Here is a 22,865-nt window from a genome sequence, read left to right as displayed (position 1 = left end):
GAAAATTTGACCAAACTATAGAACAGGAAAATCCCCTATGACCTACCTAATGGCTGCAGAAGAGGGTGCTAGCCCTCTGATTCCTAACGTCTGGGAAATCGCCATTACCGCCATCGGGTTCCTGATCCTCCTCTTCATCGTTACCAAGTACGTTGTCCCGGCATTCGAAAAGATTTACCAGGACCGTAAGGAAGCAATCGAGGGTGGTCTCGCCAAGGCCGAAAAGGCTCAGGCAGAGGCAGCAGCAGCACGCGAAGAGTACGGCCAGCAGCTCGAAAGCGCTCGCCTGGAAGCACAGAAAATTCGTGAAGAAGCACGTGCCGAGGGTGAGGCTATCGTAGCTGAAGCCAAGGAGCGCGCTACCGCAGAAGCTGCTCGCATCACCGAGAACGCTCAGAGGACAATCGAAGCAGAACGTGCAGCTGCCGCAGCCTCACTTCGCACCGAAGTTGGCGTGCTGGCAACCTCACTGGCAGGCAAGATTGTGGGCGAATCCCTCAGCGATGATGAGAGGTCTTCACGTGTCGTCGATCGTTTTCTTGCTGACCTTGAAGTTCAGCAGCAGGCAGGTGTGGCCCGCTAATGTCAGCAGTATCGACTGAATCACTGAACAAGGTGGAACAGGTGCTAGCAGCTCATGCTGGCCAGAACCCGACTGACCTCGCAGCAGAACTCTTTGCTATCGTCGATGTCATTGATACCAACGGTGGGTTCCGCCGAGGCCTCACTGACCCCTCCCGTCAGGCGGCCCAGCGAGCAGGCATCGCCCGCTCAGTGCTGGGCGGTAAGATTTCCGATAACGCTCTGGCAATCGTGACTGCGGCAGCAGAAGCCCGCTGGAGCGCCGAACGAGATCTGGCAGATGCACTCGAGAAAACCGCTGTTTCCGCAGTAGCACTGTCTGCTGAGAAACGCGGCGGTATCGACGCTCTGGAGCAGACTGTCAACGAACTGCTGACCTTCATCAACACTGTTGATGCTTCAGCTAAGGCACAGGCTGCTCTGGCCGACACCCGGGCTAGCAAAGAAGCACTCAAGAAGCTGGCCGTTTCTCTCGGTGGCAAGGTGTCCTCCGAAGAAGGCAGGCTTCTGCTCGAACGAGTTGGCACCGTAGCCCGTGGCACCACTGCCGCACGCTTGGCTAACGAGTTCGTTGAAATCATCGTCAAGCGTCAGAACAAGTGGATTGCGCGGGTTGTTACAGCACGACCCTTGACTGCAGAGCAAACTGCTAAACTCCAGAGCTCCCTGAACAAGACCTACGGTAAAGAGCTCAAGCTCGATATCACCGTAGATTCCACACTTTTGGGTGGGCTCAGAGTACAGGTGGGGGACGAGGTCATCGATGGCACTCTATCTACCCGCCTGGCAGATCTCAGCAGAGCATTCGCATAATCGTTGACATCAGTCGAGACCTCGACGGTGATTTAGAAGATACACAGACGATTCGGGCCAGCTCAGAGCATATCGCCCCGGCACGTCATACAAGTTTCGGTGAGCCTGTCAGCACTGGTGGCGGGCCTACCAACAATCTAGGAGAGCAGGGACATAAGATGGCCGATTTGACCATCAACGCCGATGATGTCCGTAACGCGCTGAACGAATTCGCAGCGTCTTACGAACCCGGCAACGCAGAACGCGTAGAGGTGGGTCGAGTTGCATCAGCATCCGACGGCATCGCACGCGTTGAGGGCCTTCCCTCAGTAATGGCTAACGAGCTGCTTCGCTTTGAAGACGGCACCCTTGGCCTGGCACAGAACCTTGACACCCGTGACATTGGTGTCATCGTCCTCGGTGACTTTACCGGCATTGAAGAAGGCCAGGAAGTCCACCGCACCGGCGAGGTTCTCTCGGTACCTGTAGGCGATGCCTACCTGGGCCGTGTAGTTGACCCCCTGGGTAACCCCATCGATGACCTGGGCGAGATCGTACCCGAAGGTCGCCGCGCCCTCGAGCTTCAGGCCCCCGGCGTCACCCAGCGTAAGTCAGTTCACGAACCCCTCCAGACCGGTCTCAAGGCAATTGATGCCATGATCCCGATCGGCCGTGGCCAGCGTCAGCTCATCATTGGTGACCGCCAGACCGGCAAGACTGCAATTGCGGTTGACACCATTCTGAACCAGAAGGACAACTGGGCAAGCGGCGACCCCACCAAGCAGGTTCGTTGCGTTTATGTAGCAATCGGCCAGAAGGCATCCACCATTGCAGCTGTCCGTGAAACCCTCAAGCAGAAGGGCGCACTGGAGTACACCACCATCGTTGCTTCACCTGCATCTGATGCTGCGGGCTTCAAGTATCTTGCGCCCTATACCGGTTCGGCTATCGGCCAGCACTGGATGTACGGTGGCAAGCACGTCCTCATCATTTTTGATGACCTCTCAAAGCAGGCAGAAGCCTACCGTGCAGTGTCACTGCTTCTGCGCCGTCCTCCGGGCCGCGAAGCCTACCCCGGTGACGTTTTCTACCTCCACTCCCGCCTGCTTGAGCGCTGTGCAAAGCTCTCAGACGAGCTGGGTGCAGGATCAATGACCGGTTTCCCGATTATTGAGACCAAGGCAAACGACGTTTCAGCCTTCATCCCCACCAACGTCATCTCCATCACCGACGGCCAGATCTTCCTGCAGTCAGACCTCTTCAACGCTAACCAGCGCCCCGCAGTTGATGTAGGTATCTCTGTTTCTCGCGTCGGTGGTGCAGCTCAGACCAAGGCAATGAAGAAGGTCTCCGGTACCCTCAAGCTTGATCTGGCTCAGTACCGCGCAATGGAAGCATTTGCCATGTTCGCCTCGGACCTTGACGATGCTTCTAAGGCTCAGCTGACCCGCGGTGCTCGCCTGACCGAGCTTCTGCGCCAGCCCCAGTACACTCCCTACGCTGTTGAGGATCAGGTTGTTTCAATCTGGGCCGGCACCAACGGTCACCTGGATGATCTGGAAGTTTCAGACGTCCTACGTTTTGAGGCAGAGTTCCTGGACCACCTACGCCGCTCAACCTCGGTGCTGCAGAACATTGCATCATCGGGCAAGCTGGAAGAGGACACCGTAGCAGCACTTGAGGCCGCTATCCTTGACTTCAAGAAGGGCTTCCGCTCAGAGGGCACCAGCCACCTGGTTGAGGCCGGCCATGAAGAGCACAAGCCTCTGTCAGACAGCGAAGTATCACAGGAAACTATCGGTTAGCGATTTTCCTAGTTCCGTGATTGGCCCCTCACCTTTTGGGGGAGGGGCCCTCACCACTAGGAGTGAAAGGAATCTCTATGGGAGCCCAGATTAGGGTTTACCGCCAAAAGATTACTTCAACATCGTCTATGAAGAAGATCTTCAAGGCGATGGAGATGATCGCAACCTCACGCATTAACAAGGCACGTCGTAGCGCAGAGGCTGCAAGCCCCTACGCAAATGCGCTGACTAAGGCAGTAACTGCTATTGCGACCCAGCACCCCATTGAGCATCCCCTGCTCAATCCCAGCTCTAAGCATAGGGTTGGTCGCTCTGCAGTTCTGGTTCTAACCAGTGATCGTGGCCTTGCGGGTTCATACTCCTCATCCGTCCTCAAGAAAACCGAGGGTCTTATTGAGAAGCTCCGCGGTGAGGGACGCGATGTCAAGCTCTACCTGATCGGTCGCAAGGCAAAGTCCTACTTTGACTTCCGCGAACGTGATTACGAACAGGCATGGGAGGGTAACACCGATAACCCCAACATCGAGATGGCAATTGCCGCTCGTGACGCTGTTCTGGCCGCCTACGAAAACGGCGAAGTCGATGATCTCCACATCGTCTATACAGAGTTCGTTTCCATGGTGACTCAGGAGACTCGCGTCTTGCGCCTGCTCCCCATTGAGGTGGCAGCTGCACGGGCACTCGGTGAGGACATCATCCCCGGTGAACGTCTTGAAGATGACCAGTTCCAGCAGAACTCGGTCTTCGAATTTGAGCCCAACCCCCAGGAAGTGCTTGATGAACTGCTCCCGCGCTATGTTGCCTCCCGCATCTATGCGTGCCTGCTTGAAGCCGCCGCCTCCGAACTCGCATCTCGCCAGCGCGCGATGAAGTCCGCAGGCGATAACGCTGATGAGCTCATCAAGAAGTACACCCGCCTGATGAACAATGCTCGCCAGGCTGAAATTACTCAGGAGCTCAGCGAAATTGTTGGCGGCGCCGACGCACTCGCCTCATAAACCCACCACAAACTTTTCCACTCTCTACATAGGTAAGTGAGAACAATGACTGCCACTCTGAACGAATCGGCTACCGCGCCGGCTCAGGGCGCAACCGGTCGTATTGCTCGCGTTATCGGCCCTGTCGTCGACGTTGAGTTCCCTGCCGGCCAGGTACCCGAAATTTACAATGCGCTGACCGCTGCGCTCACCCTCAACGGCGCCACCCGCAAGATCACCTTTGAGACCGCTCAGCACCTGGGCGACTCATTGGTACGCGCCATCTCCCTGCAGCAGACCGACGGCCTGGTCCGTGGTCAGGCTGTTGTTGATACCGGTGCCCCCATCTCCGTCCCCGTTGGCGACGGCGTCAAGGGCCACATCTTCAACGTCCTGGGTGATGCTCTGGATGTCTCCAACGATGAAATCAAGGCCGATACCTACTGGCCTATCCACCGTGCAGCTCCCGGCTTCGCCGACCTTGAAGGTTCAACCGAGATGCTGGAAACCGGCATCAAGTCAATTGACCTTCTAACCCCCTACATTCGCGGTGGTAAGATTGGCCTCTTCGGCGGTGCAGGCGTTGGTAAGACCGTTCTGATTCAGGAAATGATTACCCGCGTTGCTCGTAACTTCGGTGGTACCTCCGTATTCACCGGTGTGGGCGAGCGTACCCGTGAGGGTAACGACCTCTGGGTTGAAATGGAAGAGGCAGGCGTTCTTAAGGACACCGCCCTTGTCTTCGGCCAGATGGACGAACCGCCGGGAACCCGTCTGCGTGTTGCGCTGACCGGCCTGACCATGGCGGAGTACTTCCGCGATGTCCAGAACCAGGACGTGCTGCTCTTCATTGACAACATCTTCCGCTTTACCCAGGCTGGTTCTGAGGTTTCAACCCTGCTTGGCCGTATGCCTTCAGCTGTGGGCTACCAGCCCAACCTGGCCGACGAAATGGGTCTGCTCCAGGAGCGTATTACCTCAACCCGTGGTCACTCCATCACCTCCATGCAGGCAATTTACGTTCCTGCGGATGACTACACCGACCCGGCGCCTGCAACCACCTTCGCACACCTCGACGCAACCACCGAGCTGTCTCGTGAAATTGCTTCTCGTGGTCTGTACCCCGCGATTGATCCGCTGTCCTCCACTTCCCGAATCCTGGATCCCCAGTACATCGGTCAGGAGCACTACGACACCGCGATTCAGGTCAAGGCGATTCTGCAGGAGAACAAGGAACTTCAGGACATCATCGCCATCCTTGGTGTCGATGAACTCTCTGAGGAACAGAAGATTGTTGTCTCCCGTGCTCGCCGTATCGAGCAGTTCCTGTCGCAGAACACCTACACCGCTAAGCAATTCACCGGCGTTGAAGGCTCAACCGTGCCCCTGAAGGACACCATTGAGTCATTCCAGATGATTTGCCGTGGCGATGTTGACCATATCCCCGAGCAGGCCTTCTACAACATCGGTGGCATGGACGATGTCATGCGTCGTTACGAGGAAATCAAGGCACAGTCTGGAGCCAAGTAATCATGGCACTGAAAGTTGAAGTTGTTTCCCGCGAACACATCGTGTGGGTCGGCGAAGCAAAATACGTTCGGGCTCGCACCGTGAACGGGGATTTGGGCATTATGCCCGGTCATATCCCGACCATGGCGCTTCTGGCCGACGATGGTGAGCTTCTGATTGAAGACATCACCGGCGAAAAGAAGACAACCCGCCTGAACGAAGGTTTCTTGACCGTGTCAAACGATCGAGTCACCATCGCCGCGAAGCACGCACAGATTTAGTCTGTTCCTGCTCAGCAGATACGGTCGCCTTCCCTATCTGGGGGAGGCGACCGTTTTTGCCTCACACTGTGACTTTGCTACCGGGGGAATAAGAAGAGGGGGCGGCACCCCATGGGTGCCGCCCCCCTTATGTCTAGGTTCTTTAGAAGAGCCGGGAGCTGCTATCGTCAACACCGCGCATAGCATCGTAATCTAGGGCTAGACAACGGATGCCACGATCCTCTGCTAGTGTGCGTGCCTGGGGTTTGATACGCTGGGCAGCAAAAACGCCCTGAACGGGAGCCAGGAGGGGATCGCGGTTCAGGAGTTCAAGATAGCGGGTGAGCTGTTCAACGCCGTCAATATCACCTACACGCTTGAGCTCAACAGCCACCGAGATACCCGAGGCATCTTTGGCCAGAATATCGACCGGGCCGATAGCGGTGGGGTATTCACGGCGAACCAGGCGGTAGCCACTGCCCAAAAGCTCAATCTGTTCAGCCAGTAAACGCTGAAGATCTGCCTCAACACCGTCCTTGATGAGACCGGGATCTATGCCTAAGTCCTGGCTCAGCTCGCCCTGCTTCTCAAAGACACGGATGACCAGTCGGTCATCGGATTTGGCGGCTTGCACGGTCCACAGCTCGCTGACATCGGAGTCAAGATCTTCGCCTGCGGTGGTTCCTTCAAACTCCTCGCGGGGTGCAATATGCAGACGGCAGGGCGGGCTCATCCAGTTGAGCGGTTTGTAGGAGCCGCCATCGGAGTGGATAAGTACCGAGCCGTCATTCTTAATCATGAGCAGACGGGTCGCACGGGGTAGGTGGGCCTTCAGACGGCCCACATAATCAACAGAACAATCAGCTATAACTAAACGCACCGTACCACTCTAACAGCTGAGCAAGAAGCAGTTGGGGCTTAGCTCAAGGACATGACAGAATAAACCCATGCCTCGTAGATCCCCATCCAAGAAACGTCGCCCTCATTCTAATTCCGGCTCTGCCCCTAGCAAATGGCAAAAGCAGAGCAAGCCTGGGCGCGATATTTCTCGTCTACTAGACCCATCACCGCGAGTGGAACGGGCAGGTGATGGTGACTGGTTCGTGCAGTATATTCCCCCCATGAATGCTCAGAAAACCTACACCTGCCCTGAATGTATGACCTCGATTAGGCCGGGTGTAGCGCACCTGGTGGTGTGGCAGGAAGATCACATGTTCGGTTCTCAACGCGCTATCGAGGAACGCCGGCACTGGCACCAGCGTTGCTGGCAGACCCGCCGCTTCTGGTAGCCAAGAGCTTTGTACATAGAGCGGGCCGGGGTAGGTAATGATTACCTACCCCGGGGCCCCTTAAACCTCATCGATCAGGTATTTATAGACGATCTTGTCGAGGCACAAGGACCTCATTGACCAGGATCAAGATAGAGGCGGCAACTGGGATAGCAATTATTGCTCCCAGTACGCCCCAAATCGAACCGCCCGCAACTACCGCAATAATAGCAACAGCGCCGGGCACAGCCACCGCTTTTTTCATGATGCGCGGCGAAATGAAGTAGGCCTCGATCTGGAGATAAATCAGGTAGGGGACCAAGAAGAAGAGGGCAGTCTGCCAGCTATCGGTCAGTGAAATCAGCGACACTAGGACCGCTGCGCTGACCCCACCGATTAGGGGGATAAAGGCCAAAACCAGAACTAAGAGCATCAGGAGCTGGGCAAAGGGAACACCGACAATCAGCATAATAAGGGCAGCCACCGTTGCGTTACAGATAGCTACTAGAGCCTGGCCCATCACATAGTGGCCCACGGAGTCAGAAATCTTTTCGGTCAAGTATCCAACGCGTTCTCGACGTGAGGCAGGAGCCAGACGAATAAACCAGGCCTTGATGGTTGGCAGCGAAGCTAAGACGTAGATAGAGAGGAAGAGAACGATAATAATGCCTGTGGTGGTCTCCGCTAGGGTGGATCCCGCGTTGAGCAGAGAGTTCATAAAGTTGCTGACCACCGAGGTATCGGAGGTTAGCTGGGTAAAAACCTTTTCAACTTCTCCGTCAACTGCTGAGCGGATCTGAAACTTTTCATCCAGAGAAGTAAACAAATCTGAATTGAGAAAGGCTTCAAGCTGGTTGGGGAAACCCGTGATAAAGGAGACGGCCTGGCGAGCTACCATGGGGATGATCCAGAAGGTCAGGGCACCCACTATAGAGGCAAAGGCCAGGAACACTACACCTACACCTGCCCCTCTGGGCAGACCCCTCTGCTCAAGTTTGCGGACGGCAGGGTCAAGGCCTAGCCCAATAAAAACAGCACCGGTGATCCAGCCTGCTAGGGCACCTACATTCAAGACAAAGTAGATGCAGATAAGAGCTAGAGTAATTCCAACTGCCAGCATGAAACCGAAGTAGATGGGGTTGGTGATATGGCGGCCGTGCTCGGGGACCTGCGATTGCTTAGAAGGCAAATGTGAGACCTGCTGATCGGGTTCCTTGACTGTGTTGGCTGTCTCGGTAGGATCAGCCGGAAGCTGCAGCCTATGCCGGGGCCGAGCGCCGGGTATGGCCGGTAGCGCTGGCATCGTGAACTTGGAGCTACTACTGTTTTGAGCATCGTCACCCGATGCGGCTTGAGCAGGTTCTGAGCTTCTGGCACGAGAAGCTCGGGAGGACAAAAATGGTAGTGGCATATTCCTGGCCTGGTCATCAAAAAGGGATAGTTGTCTACTACCTTATCGTGATTTCTGCCCTGGGCTAGAAAGTAGAGGCTCTCTTGGCGGCGGTGGCCTGTTTTTGACAGCATAGACTGGAGAGAAAAGAACCTGCTACTCCCTAAGGAGAAAACCATGACCGCATCATCGGGTTTCCAGCCTGAGAACCTACCGGCTTCGGTGCGCAATGCTCCGGATCTAAGTGTTACTGCTCAGGCTAACGCTCAGCCGGGGGAGCAAACGGCCCAGGCAAGTGAGCCCAGTTGGCGTTTTGACGTCACCGATGTAGCCCAGTTCCAGCAGCTGGTTCAGGAGTCCAACCGGGGTGCCGTTATTTTTGCCCTGTGGGCACCCCATTCCCCTGCTTCTGTGCAAATGCTCGAGCAGGTTGAGGCACTGGTCAACTCCGCCGGAGGGAACCTGCTCCTGGCGGCAGTGGATATTACCAAGACTCCCGAGATTGGTCAGGCCTTCCAGATTCAGGGTGTACCAGCCGCTGTTGCGGTACTAGCTGGCCGTCCCGCCCCGCTCTTTAACGGGCCTGTTGAACCCCAGGCTCTGACCGAGGTGCTGGGGCAGGTAGTCCAGCTAGCAACCCAGCAGGGTCTGGCCGGTGGCTTTGAGCCGGTTCTCAGCGAACAGGAAAAGCCCCTGCCGCCCCTGCACCAAAAAGCCCTGGACGCTCTTGACTGCGGGGATTACGCTGGTGCTGAAGCCGCCTACACCCAGGCATTGAATGAGAACCCAGGCGATACCGATGCGAAAATTGGCTTGGCCCAGGTTCACCTACTCCACCGAGTTTCATCTCTGACTCTGGCCGATGAACGAGCCAGAGCCGCCGCAGATGCCACTGATATTCAGGCTCAGCTCAATGTGGCTGACCTAGATATTGCTGGTGGCCATATTGAGGATGCGTTCAAGCGCCTAATCACTCTTTTTAAAGCAGTTGGCCCTGATGACAAAACACGGGTACGGGAACGCCTGCTAGAGCTCTTTGAGGTAGTCGGTTCAGCAGATCCCAGGGTCAAGAAAGCACGGGCGGCACTGATGATGGCTATGTTCTAGTCAGGAGCATATCTTTATGAGGGGCCTCCTGGGAATTCTCAGCGCTAGAGCTTAGATCTTTCCCAGGAGGCCTCGTCATACAATGGATATCAGCCTGCTGGGGGAGCTCAGAGCTAGCTAGGTCACCTACCATAGTTATATGGAACACGATGAGAAGACCTGGCCGCACCAGGCAATCCCCCAAGAAGTCACGCCCCTTTACCCGACGGCACCCAGTGATCAGGTTTCCCCGGCATCTCCGGTGGAAGCTGAGATTGCTCCCGAGAGCCTAGATACACCTGCCCTACAACTGCTTAACCTGGTCAAGGTTTTTGACCAGCACCCTGCCGTTAACGGTATTAACCTAACCATTCCTCGCGGGTCCTTCTACGGTCTGGTAGGGCGTAACGGTGCCGGTAAAACAACAAGCCTGTCAATGGCCACAGGCATGCTTAAACCCACCGACGGTCAGGTGCTGGTGGGCGGTACAGATATGTGGGCTAGTCCGCTGGAGGCCAAGCGTAAGGTGGGGGTTCTGCCCGATGGCGTGCGCCTCTTTGATAAGCTCACCGGAGAGCAACTGCTGACCTATGCGGGTCGCCTGCACGGGCTTGACAAAGTGACGGTTGCTGAACGAACCCGCGATTTGCTCCTAGCCCTTGACCTGGTTAATGCCGCCGGGAAGCAGGTTGCTGATTACTCCGCCGGTATGACCAAAAAAATTGCCCTGGCCTGTGCAATGATTCATGCGCCCTCCTTGCTGGTGCTTGATGAACCTTTTGAAGCGGTTGACCCTGTCTCCGCCTCCAACATTCAAGATATCTTGAAGGGGTATGTTGCTGGTGGGGGCACCGTCATTATTTCCTCTCACGTCATGGATTTGGTTCAGAGACTGTGCGACCATGTGGCGGTTATGAATGAGGGGCGAATCCTGGCTTCGGGTACCGTGGAGCAGGTTCGGGCCGGTATGAGCCTGGAAGACCGATTTGTTTCACTGGTCGGCGGTCGAATGGTGAGGGAGGGCCTGTCATGGTTGCAGTCCTCGTCCGACTAAAGCTTGCGCACTTTATCGCATATTTTACCAGGGGTAACGCCTGGGCTATCGTGGGGTTCTCTTTTGCCATGCTCTATGGGCTGGGCCTAGTGGTCTGCCTAGGAGCGGGCGGGTTCTTTATTGATAATGCCAGTGGTGCTCAGGTTTTTCTGGCGCTGGTAGGCGGAATTCTGACCCTAGCCTGGTTCCTTGTTCCCCTCTTTGCCTCCGCTGCCGATGCCACCTTGGATCCTGAGCGGCTGGCACCATACCCCATTCGGGTTAAGGACCTGATGCTGGGCCAGGCTATCGGGGCTCTCGTGGGTGCCCCCGGAATCCTGACTCTCCTCATCGCTCTGGCGAGCGCTACCTCGCTGTTCTTCTCGATTCCGGGTCTCTTGACCTACCCGGTAGCCGCTATCCTGGGTCTTGCACTGGCGATTGCCGGTTCCCGGGTTGTGACGCTTGCTTCTATCCCTTTGCGGGCTCGTAGGGGTATCAGTAACCTGCTGACGATTGCCTCCTTTATGGTGGTGATGCTCATGGGGCCTATCATTGCGGGTGCTGCCGGTGGGATAGCGCAGGTGGCAGACCGCCTCCCCGAATACATCGAGGTGCTACAGTGGTTGCCTTTGCTGACTCCCTGGCTCATTCCGGTTCATGTTGCCTCCGGTAGCTACGGGCTGGCTGGAGCCCTGTTGGCTCTTAGCCTTCTCTACCTGGCCATCATCTGGTGGTTCTGGTACCTGCTGGCTGCCCGCACCATGGCTAACGTTGGGGAAGTCACCGGGCGTAAGGAAGCCCGCAACCTGGGCGCCGGACACCTGGGCATTCTTGACCGCTTCCCGGCGACCGTTCGGGGCACAATTGCTGCCCGCATTGTGCAGATGATGTTCAAAGACCCCCGGTGCACCGTCAATGTTATGAGCCTACCGCTTTTTTACCTGATCTTTACTTTCATGGGTAATTTGAGTGTTACAACGGATACGGGGGAGGACGTTTCAACACCCATTATGGGAGTCTTTTTCTGTAGCGCCTTCATCCCTGCTTTCGCTGGTTACATATATGCCTATCTGGTGTCCTATGAAAGCACCGCTTTCTCCTTACACACCACCACGGCTGTGCGCGGCATTGATGACCGGCTGGGGCGGGCCTACGCCATGATACTGATTTACGCACCGATGATTCTGATGGGCACCCTGCTCTTTGGCCTGATTGCAGGAGCGGGCGCTTATACGGTACCCATGCTGGTGACCGCCTACTCGGTTTTCTTCTTAGGTATGGGACTCGCGTCCTATGCTGATACGGTGTTTTCCCTACCTGTGCCGCCACCGGGCTCAAGCCCCTGGAAAACGGCCAAGCAACCCGACGGCATGGCCAAAGCATTTGTGCGCGGTCTCACCATGATGATTCCCATGTTCCTTGCTGCCCCCGGCCTGGCCGGTATGGCGGCCTCAGCAATCAACGGCAATATGCTCTGGGCTTGGCTGGGCGCTGGTGTCATGCTGGTGATGGCAGTGGGCGGTTTCACTCTGGGAATCCGCCTGGGCTCCCAGCGCTTTGAGCGCCACAGCGCAGATATGCTCTACCGGGTTACCCAGTTCAGCTAGCCTATTGTGCTCGCCGGAGAACCTGCCTGGCTTGGTAGACTAACTAGAGATAGCCCGCCTGGGCCACTACGAAAGGACGCACCCGTGTCATCTATTCCCGGAATTGAAGATCCCTTCCCCGAAACCGCCCACTCAGGCGGTACTGCGCTCCTTGAGCGTGAGGAAGTTCAGAACGTAGAACCCGGTGACCACGAGCGCTTTGCCCACTACGTGCGCAAGGAAAAGATTATGGAGTCTGCCCTCACCGGAAACCCCGTCCGTGCTCTCTGCGGCAAGAAGTGGACTCCTGGCCGAGACCCCGAGAAGTTCCCGGTCTGCCCTGAATGCAAAGAGATCTACGAGGGCCTGGCCCCTGGCGGGGACGACCAGTAATCAAGCCATTCGCGTTCGCCCGTTCTGTCGCGTGAGGCCAGCACCCTACCCCGAATACAGAACAGGGGGAGAGGTCGCTCTCACAGGTGCAGGTGCTCGTTGATAGCCCCATTCCTCACCGAATGGGGCTAAACTTTTGTGGTGCCCACCGTGGCTCATATCTGTTGTGAGGGAAGGGAAAATACATGGACGATAGCCAGCCAACACTCTTTGGAGAAGGCAGCAGCGCCCTACCCCCAGCCTACCCGGACCGCGCCGCCTGGGGCACTGCTCCCAAGCTCCGCGCCTGGCAGGCCGAAGCTATGACCAAGTACTTCACCCAGAACCCCCGCGACTTCATGGCTGTGGCTACTCCCGGTGCAGGTAAGACCACCTTTGCCCTGACCGTTGCCAAAGAACTTTTCAACCGGGGAACCATCAACCGCATGACCGTGGTCGCGCCTACCGATCACCTTAAACGCCAGTGGGCCGATGCCGCCGCCCGTGTAGGTATCTCCATTGACCCTAACTTCAAAAATGCAGACGGTAGCGTGGGCATGGGCTACCAGGGTGTTGCCCTGACCTACGCCCAGGTAGCCAATAAACCTATGCTCCACCGGGCGCGTACCGAAAACGGCCGAACCCTGGTGATTATGGACGAAATCCACCACGCCGGTGATTCTCTCTCGTGGGGCGACGGCCTGCGCGAAGCCTTCGAGCCTGCTACCCGCCGCCTGGCTCTGACCGGTACCCCCTTCCGTTCCGATACCTCACCCATTCCCTTTGTGCAGTACGAAGAGGACGCAGAAGGCATCCGCCGTTCCAAGTCTGACTACTCCTACGGCTACGGCCCCGCCCTCAAAGACCATGTTGTGCGCCCCGTCATCTTTATGGCCTACTCAGGTCAGATGCGCTGGCGCACTAGCGCCGGTGAAGAAATGGCGGCCAACCTGGGGGAGGGCTTCACCAAAGACGTCACCGCCCAGGCCTGGCGCACCGCCCTTAACCCTGAGGGCGAGTGGATTCCCACCGTACTTGCTGCCGCCGATAAGCGCCTGACCGAGGTACGCCGTACCGTACCCGATGCTGGTGGCCTAGTGATTGCTACCGATCACGCCGATGCCCGCGCCTACGCCGCCCAGCTTCAGCGTATTACCGGTGAAAAGCCCGCCCTTATTCTTTCCGATGACAAAGAAGCCTCCAACAACATTGAGGAATTTTCCCAGGGGCTTGCTCGCTGGATGGTTGCTGTGCGCATGGTCTCCGAAGGCGTGGACGTTCCCCGCCTGGCGGTGGGTGTTTACGCAACTTCCACCTCAACGCCTCTCTTCTTTGCTCAGGCTATTGGGCGTTTTGTGCGCTCGCGAAAGCGCGGGGAAACTGCTTCTGTCTTCCTGCCGTCTGTTCCTCAGCTCATGATGCTGGCTAACGAGATGGAGACCGAGCGCGACCATGCCCTGGACCGCAAGAACGCTCAGCAGGAAAACCTTGACCCGCTCAATCAGGGGCTGGACGATCACCTGATTGAAGAAGCTAACCGTGAAGAAGGGGCCAGCGAGCAGTTGACCCGTGGCAAGTTCGAAGCTATCGGTTCCCAGGCCTCCTTCCACGGGGTCCTTTTTGATGGTGCCGAGTTCGCCTCGGGCGGTCTTGAAGTGGGTTCAGATGAGGAACAGGATTTTTTGGGGATCCCCGGCCTGCTGGATGCTGAGCAGGTAGGTACCCTGCTGAGGGCACGGCAGAAAGACCACGCCTCGCGCCGCCCGGCGACGGCCGTGCCGCAGGTGGTGGATCACCGCCAGCTCAAAGAGCTCCGCAGCAAGCTGGCTAAGAATGTTGCCGCCTGGGCTGCTCGGACAGGTAAGCCGCACGGGTCTATCCACAACGAGCTCCGTCGTATCTGCGGAGGCCCTGCTGTTGCCCAAGCCTCCGCCGAGCAGCTCCAAGCGCGCCTGGATAAGCTCCAGGACTGGTTCGTGGGCAGAAAATAAAGAGCAGAAAAAGAGGCCGGGCCACTGAAATGAATCAGCGCCCCGGCCCCTTACCTGCACCAGCTGAGACTAGAGAACCTGGATAACTGTCACACCGGCATCTTCTAGCTCGGCCACGGTGTCATCAAGCGAATCCTCAGACACAGGGGCCGTGAGATCAAGCAGCACGCGTGTCTCGTAGCCCGCATCAACAGCGTCCATCGCAGTTGCCTTAACACAGAAATCAGTTGCGATGCCTACGACATCAATATCGGTAATCTCGCGCTCGCTCAGCCAAGCATCCAGAGGAGTCTGCTCACCGGCATCTTCAACCGGAGCGCCGGCTTCACGCTCACCGGGCATGACCGTGTACTCGGGAGCCAGAAGGCCCTCAAAGGCTGAGTAGGCAGGGGCATAGGCACCCTTGCGGAAGTAAGCCTCGATGTAGTCGGTATCAAGCTCGGGGTGAAGCTCAGCGCCCTTAGACTCTGCGCGACAGTGCGGGGGCCAAGAATCCTGATAATCTGGGTTATCCGAAAAGTGCGTGCCCGGGTCGATATGCCAGTCCTGAGCTGCCACAATGGCCTGGTAACGGTCGTGGTAGTTTTCTACGAACTCGCTGATCAGAGCCGCAACCTCAGCGCCGCGTTCGGTAGCTAGCGCACCGCCTGGGCAAAAGTCATTCTGGACATCAACAATAATCAAAGCTTTAGACATAGTTTCCTCAGGTGGGCTAAACAGCGGGCACAAACTCGGTGGGGATTACCGGGTCACCGGGGGACAGACGGGTTGCAGTGACGGGCAGCTCGGCCAGGGACCGGGCGTGACGTTCAGCGGCACGGCGCACGCCTTCGGCACCGGTAAAGCCGGGCTGAAGCTCACCATCGACCACAAAATCAACCATAAGCTGGCGGTCGTTGGCATCGGCAGGTGCGCTCACATCGAGGCCTATGACCTCAGCGGTAGCAATACCACGTTTATTTAGGCGGCGCACCGCGCTCTTTTTGCCACCCACAGATGCCTTACCAGAGGATGCCTTAGCGACCGGCTCCATTACGCCCTGGGCGTTCTCGCGCAAAACCACCTTGTAAACCATGGAAGAGGTTGGAACACCTGAGCCGGTCACCAGCTTGGTGCCCACACCGTAGGAATTAACCGGGGCTGCTGCCAGAGAGGCGATAGCGTACTCATCAAGATCGCTGGTCACAGTAATCTTAGTGGAGGTGTTACCGAGGCTATCGAGAAGCTGACGGACGAAAGCGGCCTGGGCAACCAGGTCACCGGAATCCAGGCGAACGGCACCGAGTTCTGGGCCGGCCAGCTCGCAAGCCAGGCGAACAGCGGCTTCAACATCGTAGGTATCTACTAGCAGTGTTGTATCTACCCCGAGCGAAGCAAGCTGGGCTTCAAAAGCCTGGCGCTCGCTGTCATGGAGCAGGGTAAAAGCGTGGGCGCTCGTGCCCACCGTGTGCAGGCCATAGCGGCGGCCAGCCTCTAGGTTAGAGGTGCCGATAAAGCCTGCAATTACCGCAGCCCGTGCGGCAGATACAGCGGCTTGCTCATGAGCCCTGCGTGAACCCATCTCAAGGCAGGGGCGCTTACCGGCGGCTACCGTCATACGGGAGGCCGCAGTTGCAACGGCTGAATCGAAGTTGAGAACCGAGAGAATATAGGTCTCTAAAAGGCAGGCCTCGGCAAAGGAAGCTTCAACCTGGAGCACGGGGGAGTGGGGAAAGAAGATTTCCCCTTCGGCGTACCCACGAATATGCCCGCTAAAGCGGAAGTCAGCCAGGTAGTCCAAGGTCTGCTGGTTGATCACCTTGCGGGAGGCAAGGAACTCAAGTTCGTTCTGGTCGAAACGGAAATTTTCAAGACCCTCAAGGAGCCTGCCAGTGCCGGCAAGGACACCGTAGCGGCGGCCACCGGAGAGCCTGCGGGTAAAGACCTCAAAGACGGTCCGCCTATGGGCGGCACCGGAGGCAAGAGCCGCCTGAACCATGGTTAGCTCGTAGTGGTCTGTTAACAATGAAGTTTTCTGAGTCACGGCTACCACTCTAGCCCCTGTGCGGCCTAAAAAGACAGCCCTCTCAGAAGATAAAACTGTGACCTCTAGCTTGCTCTAGCTGGCGCGTGGCAGTTGTGGCTCCTTAGCCGTATGATAGATAAGGTGTATGTGACCTATAAGTCTGCTAAGGGCCCAGTGGCGTAAGCTTGTTCAAGGCGCTACCGACTCAAAGATTTTCACAAGGAGAAGAAGGCTATGTTATCGGCTGAAACAGCTATCACCCTGAATACAGCGGTGGATACTTTAGCCGACCTTGAACGTAGCTTAGAGAGCGAAACGAATGACCGACCCCAGCTTCCTTGGACGGTGCTGGTCTGGGATGACCCAGTTAACCTCATGAGCTTTGTCACCTATGTTTTCCGCACTCAGTTTGGCTACAGTACCGAAAAGGCCCAGGAGCTGATGCTCCGTGTACACACCGAAGGTAAAGCCGCAGTCTTTAGTGGTTCCCAAGAAGAAGCCGAACGCCACACAGCAGCCCTGCATACCTGGGGGCTGTGGGCAACGCTAGAACAGGCAGGTCTATAAGATGGCAGAGCCTTTTAGCAGGACACCGCGTGGCCTGACTGCACGCTTTACTCCCGAAGAGGTCCAGGTGCTTACCCGCCTTTTTGAAGATGTAGCGCTTGCCCTGGAACCTGAGGAAGACCCCAACACTGACCCCCTGGCAGCTCTGGTAGGAATTTCGGAAAAAGCTGATGTGCCTGCCGATCCCGCTGTCGCCCGCATGCTGCCTGTCGCCAGTGATGATCCTGAGGTAGCCGATGAGTACCGGCGTTTCACCGATCTCTCCCTCCGACAGGCTAAAATCTCGCACCTGAAACTGGCCGCTATGGATATCCAGGCAGGCACAGTTCACCTGGATACAGAACACGCCAAGGCCTGGGCCGCAGCCCTGAACGACGTTCGTCTGACCCTGGGTTCCAGGCTGGGCATTATCAGCGCAGCAGATGCCGAACGGGTGGGGGAGCAGACCGACTGGGACCGGGTAGAAACAACCGAGGACTATATGGCTCTGCTCTATAACTTTGCAACCTGGCTTCAGGAAAGCCTCATGCAGGCACTCCTGATAGGGCTGGAAGAAGATTGATTTTTACCGGTCCAGAGTGTCTATTTATGACACCAAAAAGTCGTGTTAGAGCGTGATTGTCCACTCAAAAACCGGCAGGTGAGTTCTACACCTTACTGAATAACCATCGAGTAGCTAATGTCAGGTCTGTCATGAATGATTCAAACCCAAAAATAGTCACCCCCTGGGGCAGCAAGGTGCTGGCAGAGCCAGCCGCCAGCGCCCCCATTGGCGTGTTTGACTCGGGTGTAGGTGGGCTGACGGTTGCCCGTGCCATCATGGACCAGCTACCGCACGAATCGATTATTTATGTGGGTGATACCGCCCACGGCCCCTACGGCCCCCTGAGCATAGCTGAGGTGCGTGCGCACGCCCTGCGGATTATGGACGAGCTGGTAGATTCCGGTGTGAAACTTTTGGTTATTGCCTGCAATACAGCCTCAGCGGCAGTTCTGCGTGATGCCCGCGAACGCTATACCCGCAAGTACGGTATTCAGGTGGTTGAGGTTATCCAGCCTGCCGCCCGCCGTGCGGTGGCCGCAACCCGCAAGCGTAAAATCGGTGTCATCGCCACAGAAGCCACGGTCACCTCACGCGCCTACGAGGACACCTTCTCCGTGATGAGCGACCTGGAGATTTATTCGGTGGCCTGCCCCCGCTTTGTGGAGTTTGTTGAGCGGGGCATTACCTCCGGACCTGAGCTTCTCCAAACAGCCGAGTCCTACCTTGCCCCCCTCAAAGAAGCCGGGGTTGATACCCTGGTGCTGGGTTGCACCCACTACCCGCTCCTGACCGGCGTTATTTCCTACATCATGGGTGATGATGTAACTCTGGTCTCATCATCGGAGGAATCCGCTAAAGATGTTTACAAGGCGCTACTGAGAGCCGGCCTTGAACGCCCCGCTGATCTACCGGCAAGCCACGAATTCTTGGCAACCGGTCACAGCGAAACATTTGAGCACCTCGCCCGCCGATTCTTGGGCCCCGAGGTCGCTCGCGTCCGTCACACCAACTCGGTAGCAGAGCAGTTTCCCACAGGCTCGCTTGCCCTTATCCCATCGGAGTTGATTAAGCCACGAGTCACCATCGAGGCAGACCGCTCCACCCCCAAACGCTAAGGAAGAAGACACCATGCGACTCACAGTGATCGGTTGTGCCGGTTCCTTTCCAGGGCCGAATGCGGCAGCTAGCTGCTACATGGTTTCGACTATCGATGATCTAGGTAAGACCTGGCGGATTATCATCGATATGGGCAATGGTGCCCTGGGGACTCTTCAGACCCACATGAACCTTGAAGACATAGATGCGATTCTGATTTCGCACCTGCACCCCGATCACTGCATTGACCTGTCGGGCCTGCACGTTGCCGTCAAATGGAACCCCAACGGCTGGGGCAGAGGCCCTATTCCCCTGTATGGCCCCAGCGATATTCACCAGTACCTGGTCAATACCCACGGGCTACCGCTAGAACCGGGGATGCACACCGAGTTTGAGTTCAACGAGTGGAGCAACCACGCTGAGGTAAAAATTGGGCCATTCACCGTCACGCCCTATGCGGTCGTGCACCCCGTTAAAGAACCCTACGCGCTCCGTATCGTCTGTGAGACAGGTGAAGGGAAAACGATTCTGACCTACTCCGGTGACACCGATTCCTGTGACGGCTTAATTGAGGCAGCCCGCGATGCTGACCTTTTCCTCTGCGAAGCGGCCTACCAGGAGGGGCGTGACGACGCCTTGCGCGGTATTCACCTGACGGGCCGCAGGGCAGGGCTGGCTGCCCAAGAAGCCGGTGTGCGTAATCTGCTCCTAACCCACCTACCCATCTGGAACGACCCTGCTGTCGCCTTTGCAGAAGCCAGTGAGGTCTTCTCTGGTCCTATTTCGGTGGCCGAGGCTTCAGCTACCTACCGGGTTAACCCCCGCCGGGCACCGGAAGACTACGAGTCCGACCCCCAGACCACTACCCTCCAAGTGATTGAGCGCTACGTTGCCGGGCAAGGTATGCGCGCGCAAAGCTGGCAGGGACACGGCTAAAAAGTTTGCCCACGATTTCTACGGGTTCAAGCGAAGAAGATAGGCTGAAAGCATGACAGATACTATGGAATCCTCACCCGTCCGTGGCGACGGACGCACACCCGATGAACTCCGACCCATCACCGTGACCCGGGGCTGGGCTAAGAACGCAGAAGGCTCAGCTCTCATCGAGTTCGGTAATACCCGGGTGCTCTGCACCGCCTCGCTCACCGAGGGCGTTCCCCGTTGGCTCAAAGGCCAGGGAACTGGTTGGGTCACCGCCGAATATGCCATGCTCCCGCGTGCCACCAATACCCGTAACTCCCGTGAGTCCGTTAAAGGCAAGATTGGTGGCCGTACCCACGAGATTTCCCGTCTGATCGGTCGCTCTCTGCGCGCCGTGATAGATACCGAGGCTCTGGGCGAGAACACTATTGTTCTGGACTGTGATGTTCTTCAGGCTGACGGTGGCACCCGAACTGCCGCCATCACCGGTGCCTATATTGCTCTGGCCGATGCCATTACCTGGGCCCAGAAAGAGGGTGTTATCCCCGCTAAGGCTCGCCCTCTGACCGGGTCTGTATCGGCAATTTCTGTGGGCATCATTGACGGTGTCCCCATGCTGGACCTTCCCTACGAAGAGGACGTCCGCGCCGAAACAGATATGAACGTCGTGGTGACCGGTGAGGGTAAGTTCGTGGAGGTTCAGGGTACAGCCGAGGGCGCTCCCTTTGACCGCGATGAACTCAATGATCTGCTGGATCTTGCCTTGCACGGTACAGCCCAGCTAGCCCTGATCCAGCGTCAGGCCCTGGAGGACTAATGCCCGCCAAAATTGTTCTTGCCACCCATAATCAGGGTAAGCTGCGCGAGTTCCGTGAACTGCTGCGCGGAGCTATTGACGGACTGGACGTTGAAACCCAAGTGATTGATGCCGGTAGGGCCGGCGCCCCCGATGTGGTGGAGGACGGGGTAACTTTTGCCGAGAATTCACTGCTCAAGGCTCGCGCGGTAGCTGAGGCTACCGGTCTTATCGCTATCGCAGATGACTCCGGGCTTGCCGTGGACGTCCTGGGTGGGGCACCCGGTATCTTCAGTGCCCGCTGGGCAGGCAAGCATGGTGATGACCGGGCTAACCTGGACCTACTGCTTGCCCAGCTTTCGGATATTTCCGATGAACATCGGACCGCCCGCTTTGTCTGCGCGGCATCACTGGCTACCCCGGACGGGCGGCAGGCCGTTGAACACGGCGAGCTGGTCGGAACCCTGCTCCGTGAACCGCGCGGAGAGGGCGGGTTTGGCTACGATCCCATTATGGCCGCCCAGGGATTTACCGGTGAATACAGCGGCAAGTCATGCGCTGAGGTCCCGCCCCATGTCAAGAACGCCATAAGCCACCGCGCTCAAGCTCTGACTAAGCTCATCCCTCATCTGCAAGCAGTGCTGGCAGACTAACAGGCACCTAGGTAAAGACTCTTATGGCAGCGCACCTTACGCAGCTTGAACAAATGAAGGCCCTCCCCGTTGTCTACGCGGTGATGGAGCAGGCCGGTGTTGTCGTCCCCTCTGACCGTTGGGATATACGAACAACCGGGTCAGCTCATATCATCGTGAACATGGGCTCTGAGCTGAGCGTGCGTGTAGCTAAGACTCAACAGACCGGCTACCTGGTAGCTCGGCGTACGGAGATTTTACGTCGCCTGCCTAAGACCCTCCCTTTTGCGGTGCCCCGCCCCATTACCCGGGTGATTACCCGCAATGGTTTTACAGCGGTGGGTTTGACCTGGATTAAGGGCGAGCCTCGCCAGCAGGGAGCGGCCCCTCCCAAACAACTGGCAACCATGCTCAAGGCTATCCATTCGGTAGATTTTTCGGGCTATGGCCCCTACTTGGATATGGTGCATGAGCACTGGGGCGGGAGAGAAAACTGGGAAGAACTCCTGCGCCAGCAGGTAGTTCCTCGGCTCTTGACGACTGCCCAAAAAATCGCGCACAGGGCCATTGACCGGGTCGTCGCCCTGGACCCGGTAAGGCCAGTACTGGTTCACAGCGATCTAGCTGGCCACAATATCCTGTGGAAAGGCGATAAGCTGGTGGGCGTCATCGACTGGGATCATGCGTCGGTGGGGGATCCCGCGATTGATTACGCAGCCCTGGGTAACTACTACGGTTGGGATTCTCTGACCAGGGCCCTGGACGCTACCCAGTTAGAGCGGGCACGCACTGTTGCCCAGCTCCTGCCCCTTCAGTCGCTGGCCTACAGCATGAAGAACGGTATGGGGGGCGCTATCCAGCGGCTCGCCCTAGAGCGGGCAGATGAATGGTATCTGGACCACCGCGCCGAAATTTTCGACGGATAAAACCCAGTGGTTTAGATACCCAACTGGGTGAACCAGGCTTTCTCCACGAGCTCGAGAGCGGCCCGTGCATCGAGCCCTTCCAGCAGTTTTGCCGGTAGGACGGCGTCACTCCACCGGGCACCGACAAGGGAACCAACCAAGGCCGCGATAGAGTCTGAATCCCCGTCAACAGCTACAGCATCGGCTAGCGTTTGGAGCAGGGCCTGGCTTGGCTTCATGCCCTGGGAAACCAGGCTTTCTGTAGCAAGGAGCAGGTAGAGACCGTAGCCTAGGCAGTCGGTTGCCAGAACCAGGGCACCAAAACTTTTGCGGGCTTCATGAGCCGGGGACTGCCGGTCCGCCAGTTCAAGCGCCCGGCCAAATGCCGCACGGGTGAGCGTGGCATCACCGGGAAGTAGGCTACTTTTTTCAACAGTCCCTAGCCAGTTTTTAACCTCCTTGAGGGCAAGACGTACCGGAGAATCCACCGGCACAGCAAGCTCGTGTGCACCTAAAAGGTAGCGGATCATCAGAGCGTAGGCGGCTGCTGAAACCAGGGCTTCTGGGTGCCCGTGCGTGAGGGCGGCGGCCTGGACGGCAAGTTTGATGACCGTAGCATCATCAGCAACTGGCAGATAGCCAAAGGGAGCAGAGCGCATGAGCGCACCGGTACCCAGGGCGTCAGGGTTTACATTCTTGGAAATGAACTGCATCTGCCCGGTTGCTAAAGCATTCAGAGTGGCCTT

24 protein-coding genes are annotated in these 22,865 nt (G+C 57.2%); 19 read left to right on the top strand and 5 right to left on the bottom strand.

All coding sequences use genetic code 11. The features are described from left to right. Positions 1 to 37: 37 nt before the first annotated feature. From ACN08V_RS03605 to ACN08V_RS03580, 6 genes are all read left to right on the top strand, one after another. Positions 38 to 583 (top strand): F0F1 ATP synthase subunit B, encoded by a 546-nt coding sequence (locus tag ACN08V_RS03605; RefSeq protein ID WP_419104569.1) that lies wholly within the window; start codon positions 38 to 40, stop codon positions 581 to 583. After that, complete coding sequence (locus tag ACN08V_RS03600; protein ID WP_419104568.1) at positions 583 to 1,395, top strand: F0F1 ATP synthase subunit delta; 813 nt, start codon at positions 583 to 585, stop codon at positions 1,393 to 1,395. The genes ACN08V_RS03605 and ACN08V_RS03600 overlap by 1 nt, the downstream gene beginning before the upstream one ends. A 158-nt stretch (positions 1,396 to 1,553) precedes the next feature. Continuing rightward, the gene (gene atpA / locus ACN08V_RS03595) at positions 1,554 to 3,179 is read left to right on the top strand and encodes a F0F1 ATP synthase subunit alpha (RefSeq protein WP_419104567.1); all 1,626 of its coding nucleotides are present in this window, start codon (positions 1,554 to 1,556) and stop codon (positions 3,177 to 3,179) included. A gap of 77 nt (positions 3,180 to 3,256) precedes the next feature. Further along, positions 3,257 to 4,177: a F0F1 ATP synthase subunit gamma gene (locus tag ACN08V_RS03590; RefSeq protein ID WP_419100629.1), complete on the top strand. Its 921-nt coding sequence runs from the start codon at positions 3,257 to 3,259 to the stop codon at positions 4,175 to 4,177. Between the two features lie 45 nt (positions 4,178 to 4,222). After that, positions 4,223 to 5,686, top strand: a complete 1,464-nt coding sequence (gene atpD, locus ACN08V_RS03585; protein ID WP_419104566.1) for a F0F1 ATP synthase subunit beta — start codon at positions 4,223 to 4,225, stop codon at positions 5,684 to 5,686. Between the two features lie 2 nt (positions 5,687 to 5,688). Beyond that, positions 5,689 to 5,946 (top strand): F0F1 ATP synthase subunit epsilon, encoded by a 258-nt coding sequence (locus ACN08V_RS03580; protein WP_419100627.1) that lies wholly within the window; start codon positions 5,689 to 5,691, stop codon positions 5,944 to 5,946. Between the two features lie 142 nt (positions 5,947 to 6,088). Here ACN08V_RS03580 and nucS read toward each other — a convergent pair whose 3' ends face one another. Continuing rightward, positions 6,089 to 6,805: an endonuclease NucS gene (gene nucS, locus ACN08V_RS03575; protein WP_419104565.1), complete on the bottom strand. Its 717-nt coding sequence runs from the start codon at positions 6,803 to 6,805 to the stop codon at positions 6,089 to 6,091. A gap of 67 nt (positions 6,806 to 6,872) precedes the next feature. Between nucS and ACN08V_RS03570 the strand changes: the two genes are divergently transcribed. Then, positions 6,873 to 7,214: an ATP/GTP-binding protein gene (locus ACN08V_RS03570; protein ID WP_419100625.1), complete on the top strand. Its 342-nt coding sequence runs from the start codon at positions 6,873 to 6,875 to the stop codon at positions 7,212 to 7,214. Positions 7,215 to 7,296: 82 nt separating this feature from the next. On the opposite strand, the gene ACN08V_RS03565 is transcribed toward ACN08V_RS03570, so the two are convergent. Then, on the bottom strand, positions 7,297 to 8,604 hold the full coding sequence (locus ACN08V_RS03565) for an AI-2E family transporter (protein ID WP_419100624.1): 1,308 nt from the start codon (positions 8,602 to 8,604) through the stop codon (positions 7,297 to 7,299). A gap of 156 nt (positions 8,605 to 8,760) precedes the next feature. Between ACN08V_RS03565 and ACN08V_RS03560 the strand changes: the two genes are divergently transcribed. From ACN08V_RS03560 to ACN08V_RS03540, 5 genes are all read left to right on the top strand, one after another. Continuing rightward, positions 8,761 to 9,690 carry a tetratricopeptide repeat protein gene (locus tag ACN08V_RS03560; protein ID WP_419104564.1) on the top strand — a complete coding sequence of 310 codons (930 nt, stop codon included), beginning with the start codon at positions 8,761 to 8,763 and terminating at the stop codon, positions 9,688 to 9,690. Positions 9,691 to 9,829: 139 nt separating this feature from the next. Beyond that, positions 9,830 to 10,723 carry an ABC transporter ATP-binding protein gene (locus tag ACN08V_RS03555; RefSeq protein WP_419104563.1) on the top strand — a complete coding sequence of 298 codons (894 nt, stop codon included), beginning with the start codon at positions 9,830 to 9,832 and terminating at the stop codon, positions 10,721 to 10,723. Then, positions 10,699 to 12,312 (top strand): hypothetical protein, encoded by a 1,614-nt coding sequence (locus tag ACN08V_RS03550; protein ID WP_419104562.1) that lies wholly within the window; start codon positions 10,699 to 10,701, stop codon positions 12,310 to 12,312. The genes ACN08V_RS03555 and ACN08V_RS03550 overlap by 25 nt, the downstream gene beginning before the upstream one ends. 84 nt (positions 12,313 to 12,396) lie before the next feature. Further along, on the top strand, positions 12,397 to 12,684 hold the full coding sequence (locus tag ACN08V_RS03545) for a DUF3039 domain-containing protein (RefSeq protein WP_419100620.1): 288 nt from the start codon (positions 12,397 to 12,399) through the stop codon (positions 12,682 to 12,684). A gap of 185 nt (positions 12,685 to 12,869) precedes the next feature. Further along, positions 12,870 to 14,654 carry a DEAD/DEAH box helicase gene (locus ACN08V_RS03540; RefSeq protein WP_419104561.1) on the top strand — a complete coding sequence of 595 codons (1,785 nt, stop codon included), beginning with the start codon at positions 12,870 to 12,872 and terminating at the stop codon, positions 14,652 to 14,654. Positions 14,655 to 14,723: 69 nt separating this feature from the next. Here ACN08V_RS03540 and ACN08V_RS03535 read toward each other — a convergent pair whose 3' ends face one another. Together ACN08V_RS03535 and ACN08V_RS03530 are read right to left on the bottom strand one after the other, a co-directional pair. Further along, entirely contained in the window at positions 14,724 to 15,350 is a 627-nt protein-coding gene (locus ACN08V_RS03535; RefSeq protein WP_419100618.1) for an isochorismatase family protein, read from the bottom strand. A 16-nt stretch (positions 15,351 to 15,366) separates the two neighbouring features. Then, positions 15,367 to 16,677, bottom strand: a complete 1,311-nt coding sequence (locus ACN08V_RS03530; RefSeq protein WP_419104560.1) for a nicotinate phosphoribosyltransferase — start codon at positions 16,675 to 16,677, stop codon at positions 15,367 to 15,369. A 216-nt stretch (positions 16,678 to 16,893) separates the two neighbouring features. Here ACN08V_RS03530 and clpS point away from each other — a divergent pair, with 216 nt between their 5' ends. From clpS to ACN08V_RS03495, 7 genes are all read left to right on the top strand, one after another. Then, entirely contained in the window at positions 16,894 to 17,226 is a 333-nt protein-coding gene (clpS, locus tag ACN08V_RS03525) for an ATP-dependent Clp protease adapter ClpS (protein ID WP_419100616.1), read from the top strand. A gap of 1 nt (position 17,227) precedes the next feature. Next, the gene (locus ACN08V_RS03520; protein WP_419100615.1) at positions 17,228 to 17,788 is read left to right on the top strand and encodes a DUF2017 domain-containing protein; all 561 of its coding nucleotides are present in this window, start codon (positions 17,228 to 17,230) and stop codon (positions 17,786 to 17,788) included. A 131-nt stretch (positions 17,789 to 17,919) separates the two neighbouring features. Further along, complete coding sequence (murI, locus tag ACN08V_RS03515) at positions 17,920 to 18,885, top strand: glutamate racemase (RefSeq protein ID WP_419104559.1); 966 nt, start codon at positions 17,920 to 17,922, stop codon at positions 18,883 to 18,885. 13 nt (positions 18,886 to 18,898) lie between these two features. Then, on the top strand, positions 18,899 to 19,801 hold the full coding sequence (locus tag ACN08V_RS03510; RefSeq protein WP_419100613.1) for an MBL fold metallo-hydrolase: 903 nt from the start codon (positions 18,899 to 18,901) through the stop codon (positions 19,799 to 19,801). A gap of 52 nt (positions 19,802 to 19,853) precedes the next feature. Then, positions 19,854 to 20,603, top strand: coding sequence for a ribonuclease PH (gene rph, locus ACN08V_RS03505; RefSeq protein ID WP_419100612.1), 750 nt, complete (start codon positions 19,854 to 19,856; stop codon positions 20,601 to 20,603). Then, positions 20,603 to 21,235: an RdgB/HAM1 family non-canonical purine NTP pyrophosphatase gene (gene rdgB, locus ACN08V_RS03500; RefSeq protein WP_419100611.1), complete on the top strand. Its 633-nt coding sequence runs from the start codon at positions 20,603 to 20,605 to the stop codon at positions 21,233 to 21,235. The genes rph and rdgB overlap by 1 nt, the downstream gene beginning before the upstream one ends. A gap of 23 nt (positions 21,236 to 21,258) precedes the next feature. Beyond that, positions 21,259 to 22,140 (top strand): phosphotransferase, encoded by an 882-nt coding sequence (locus tag ACN08V_RS03495; RefSeq protein ID WP_419100610.1) that lies wholly within the window; start codon positions 21,259 to 21,261, stop codon positions 22,138 to 22,140. Positions 22,141 to 22,151: 11 nt separating this feature from the next. Here the strand turns inward: ACN08V_RS03495 and ACN08V_RS03490 are convergent. Then, the coding region (locus tag ACN08V_RS03490) for an ADP-ribosylglycohydrolase family protein (RefSeq protein ID WP_419104558.1) at positions 22,152 to 22,865 on the bottom strand (714 nt) is incomplete at its 5' end.

The organism is Rothia sp. P5766, assembly GCF_048513555.1.
In the GTDB taxonomy this organism is placed as follows: domain Bacteria; phylum Actinomycetota; class Actinomycetes; order Actinomycetales; family Micrococcaceae; genus Rothia.
The sequence above is the reverse complement of the archived record's forward strand: the minus strand, read 5'-3'. Positions and strand labels throughout refer to the sequence as shown.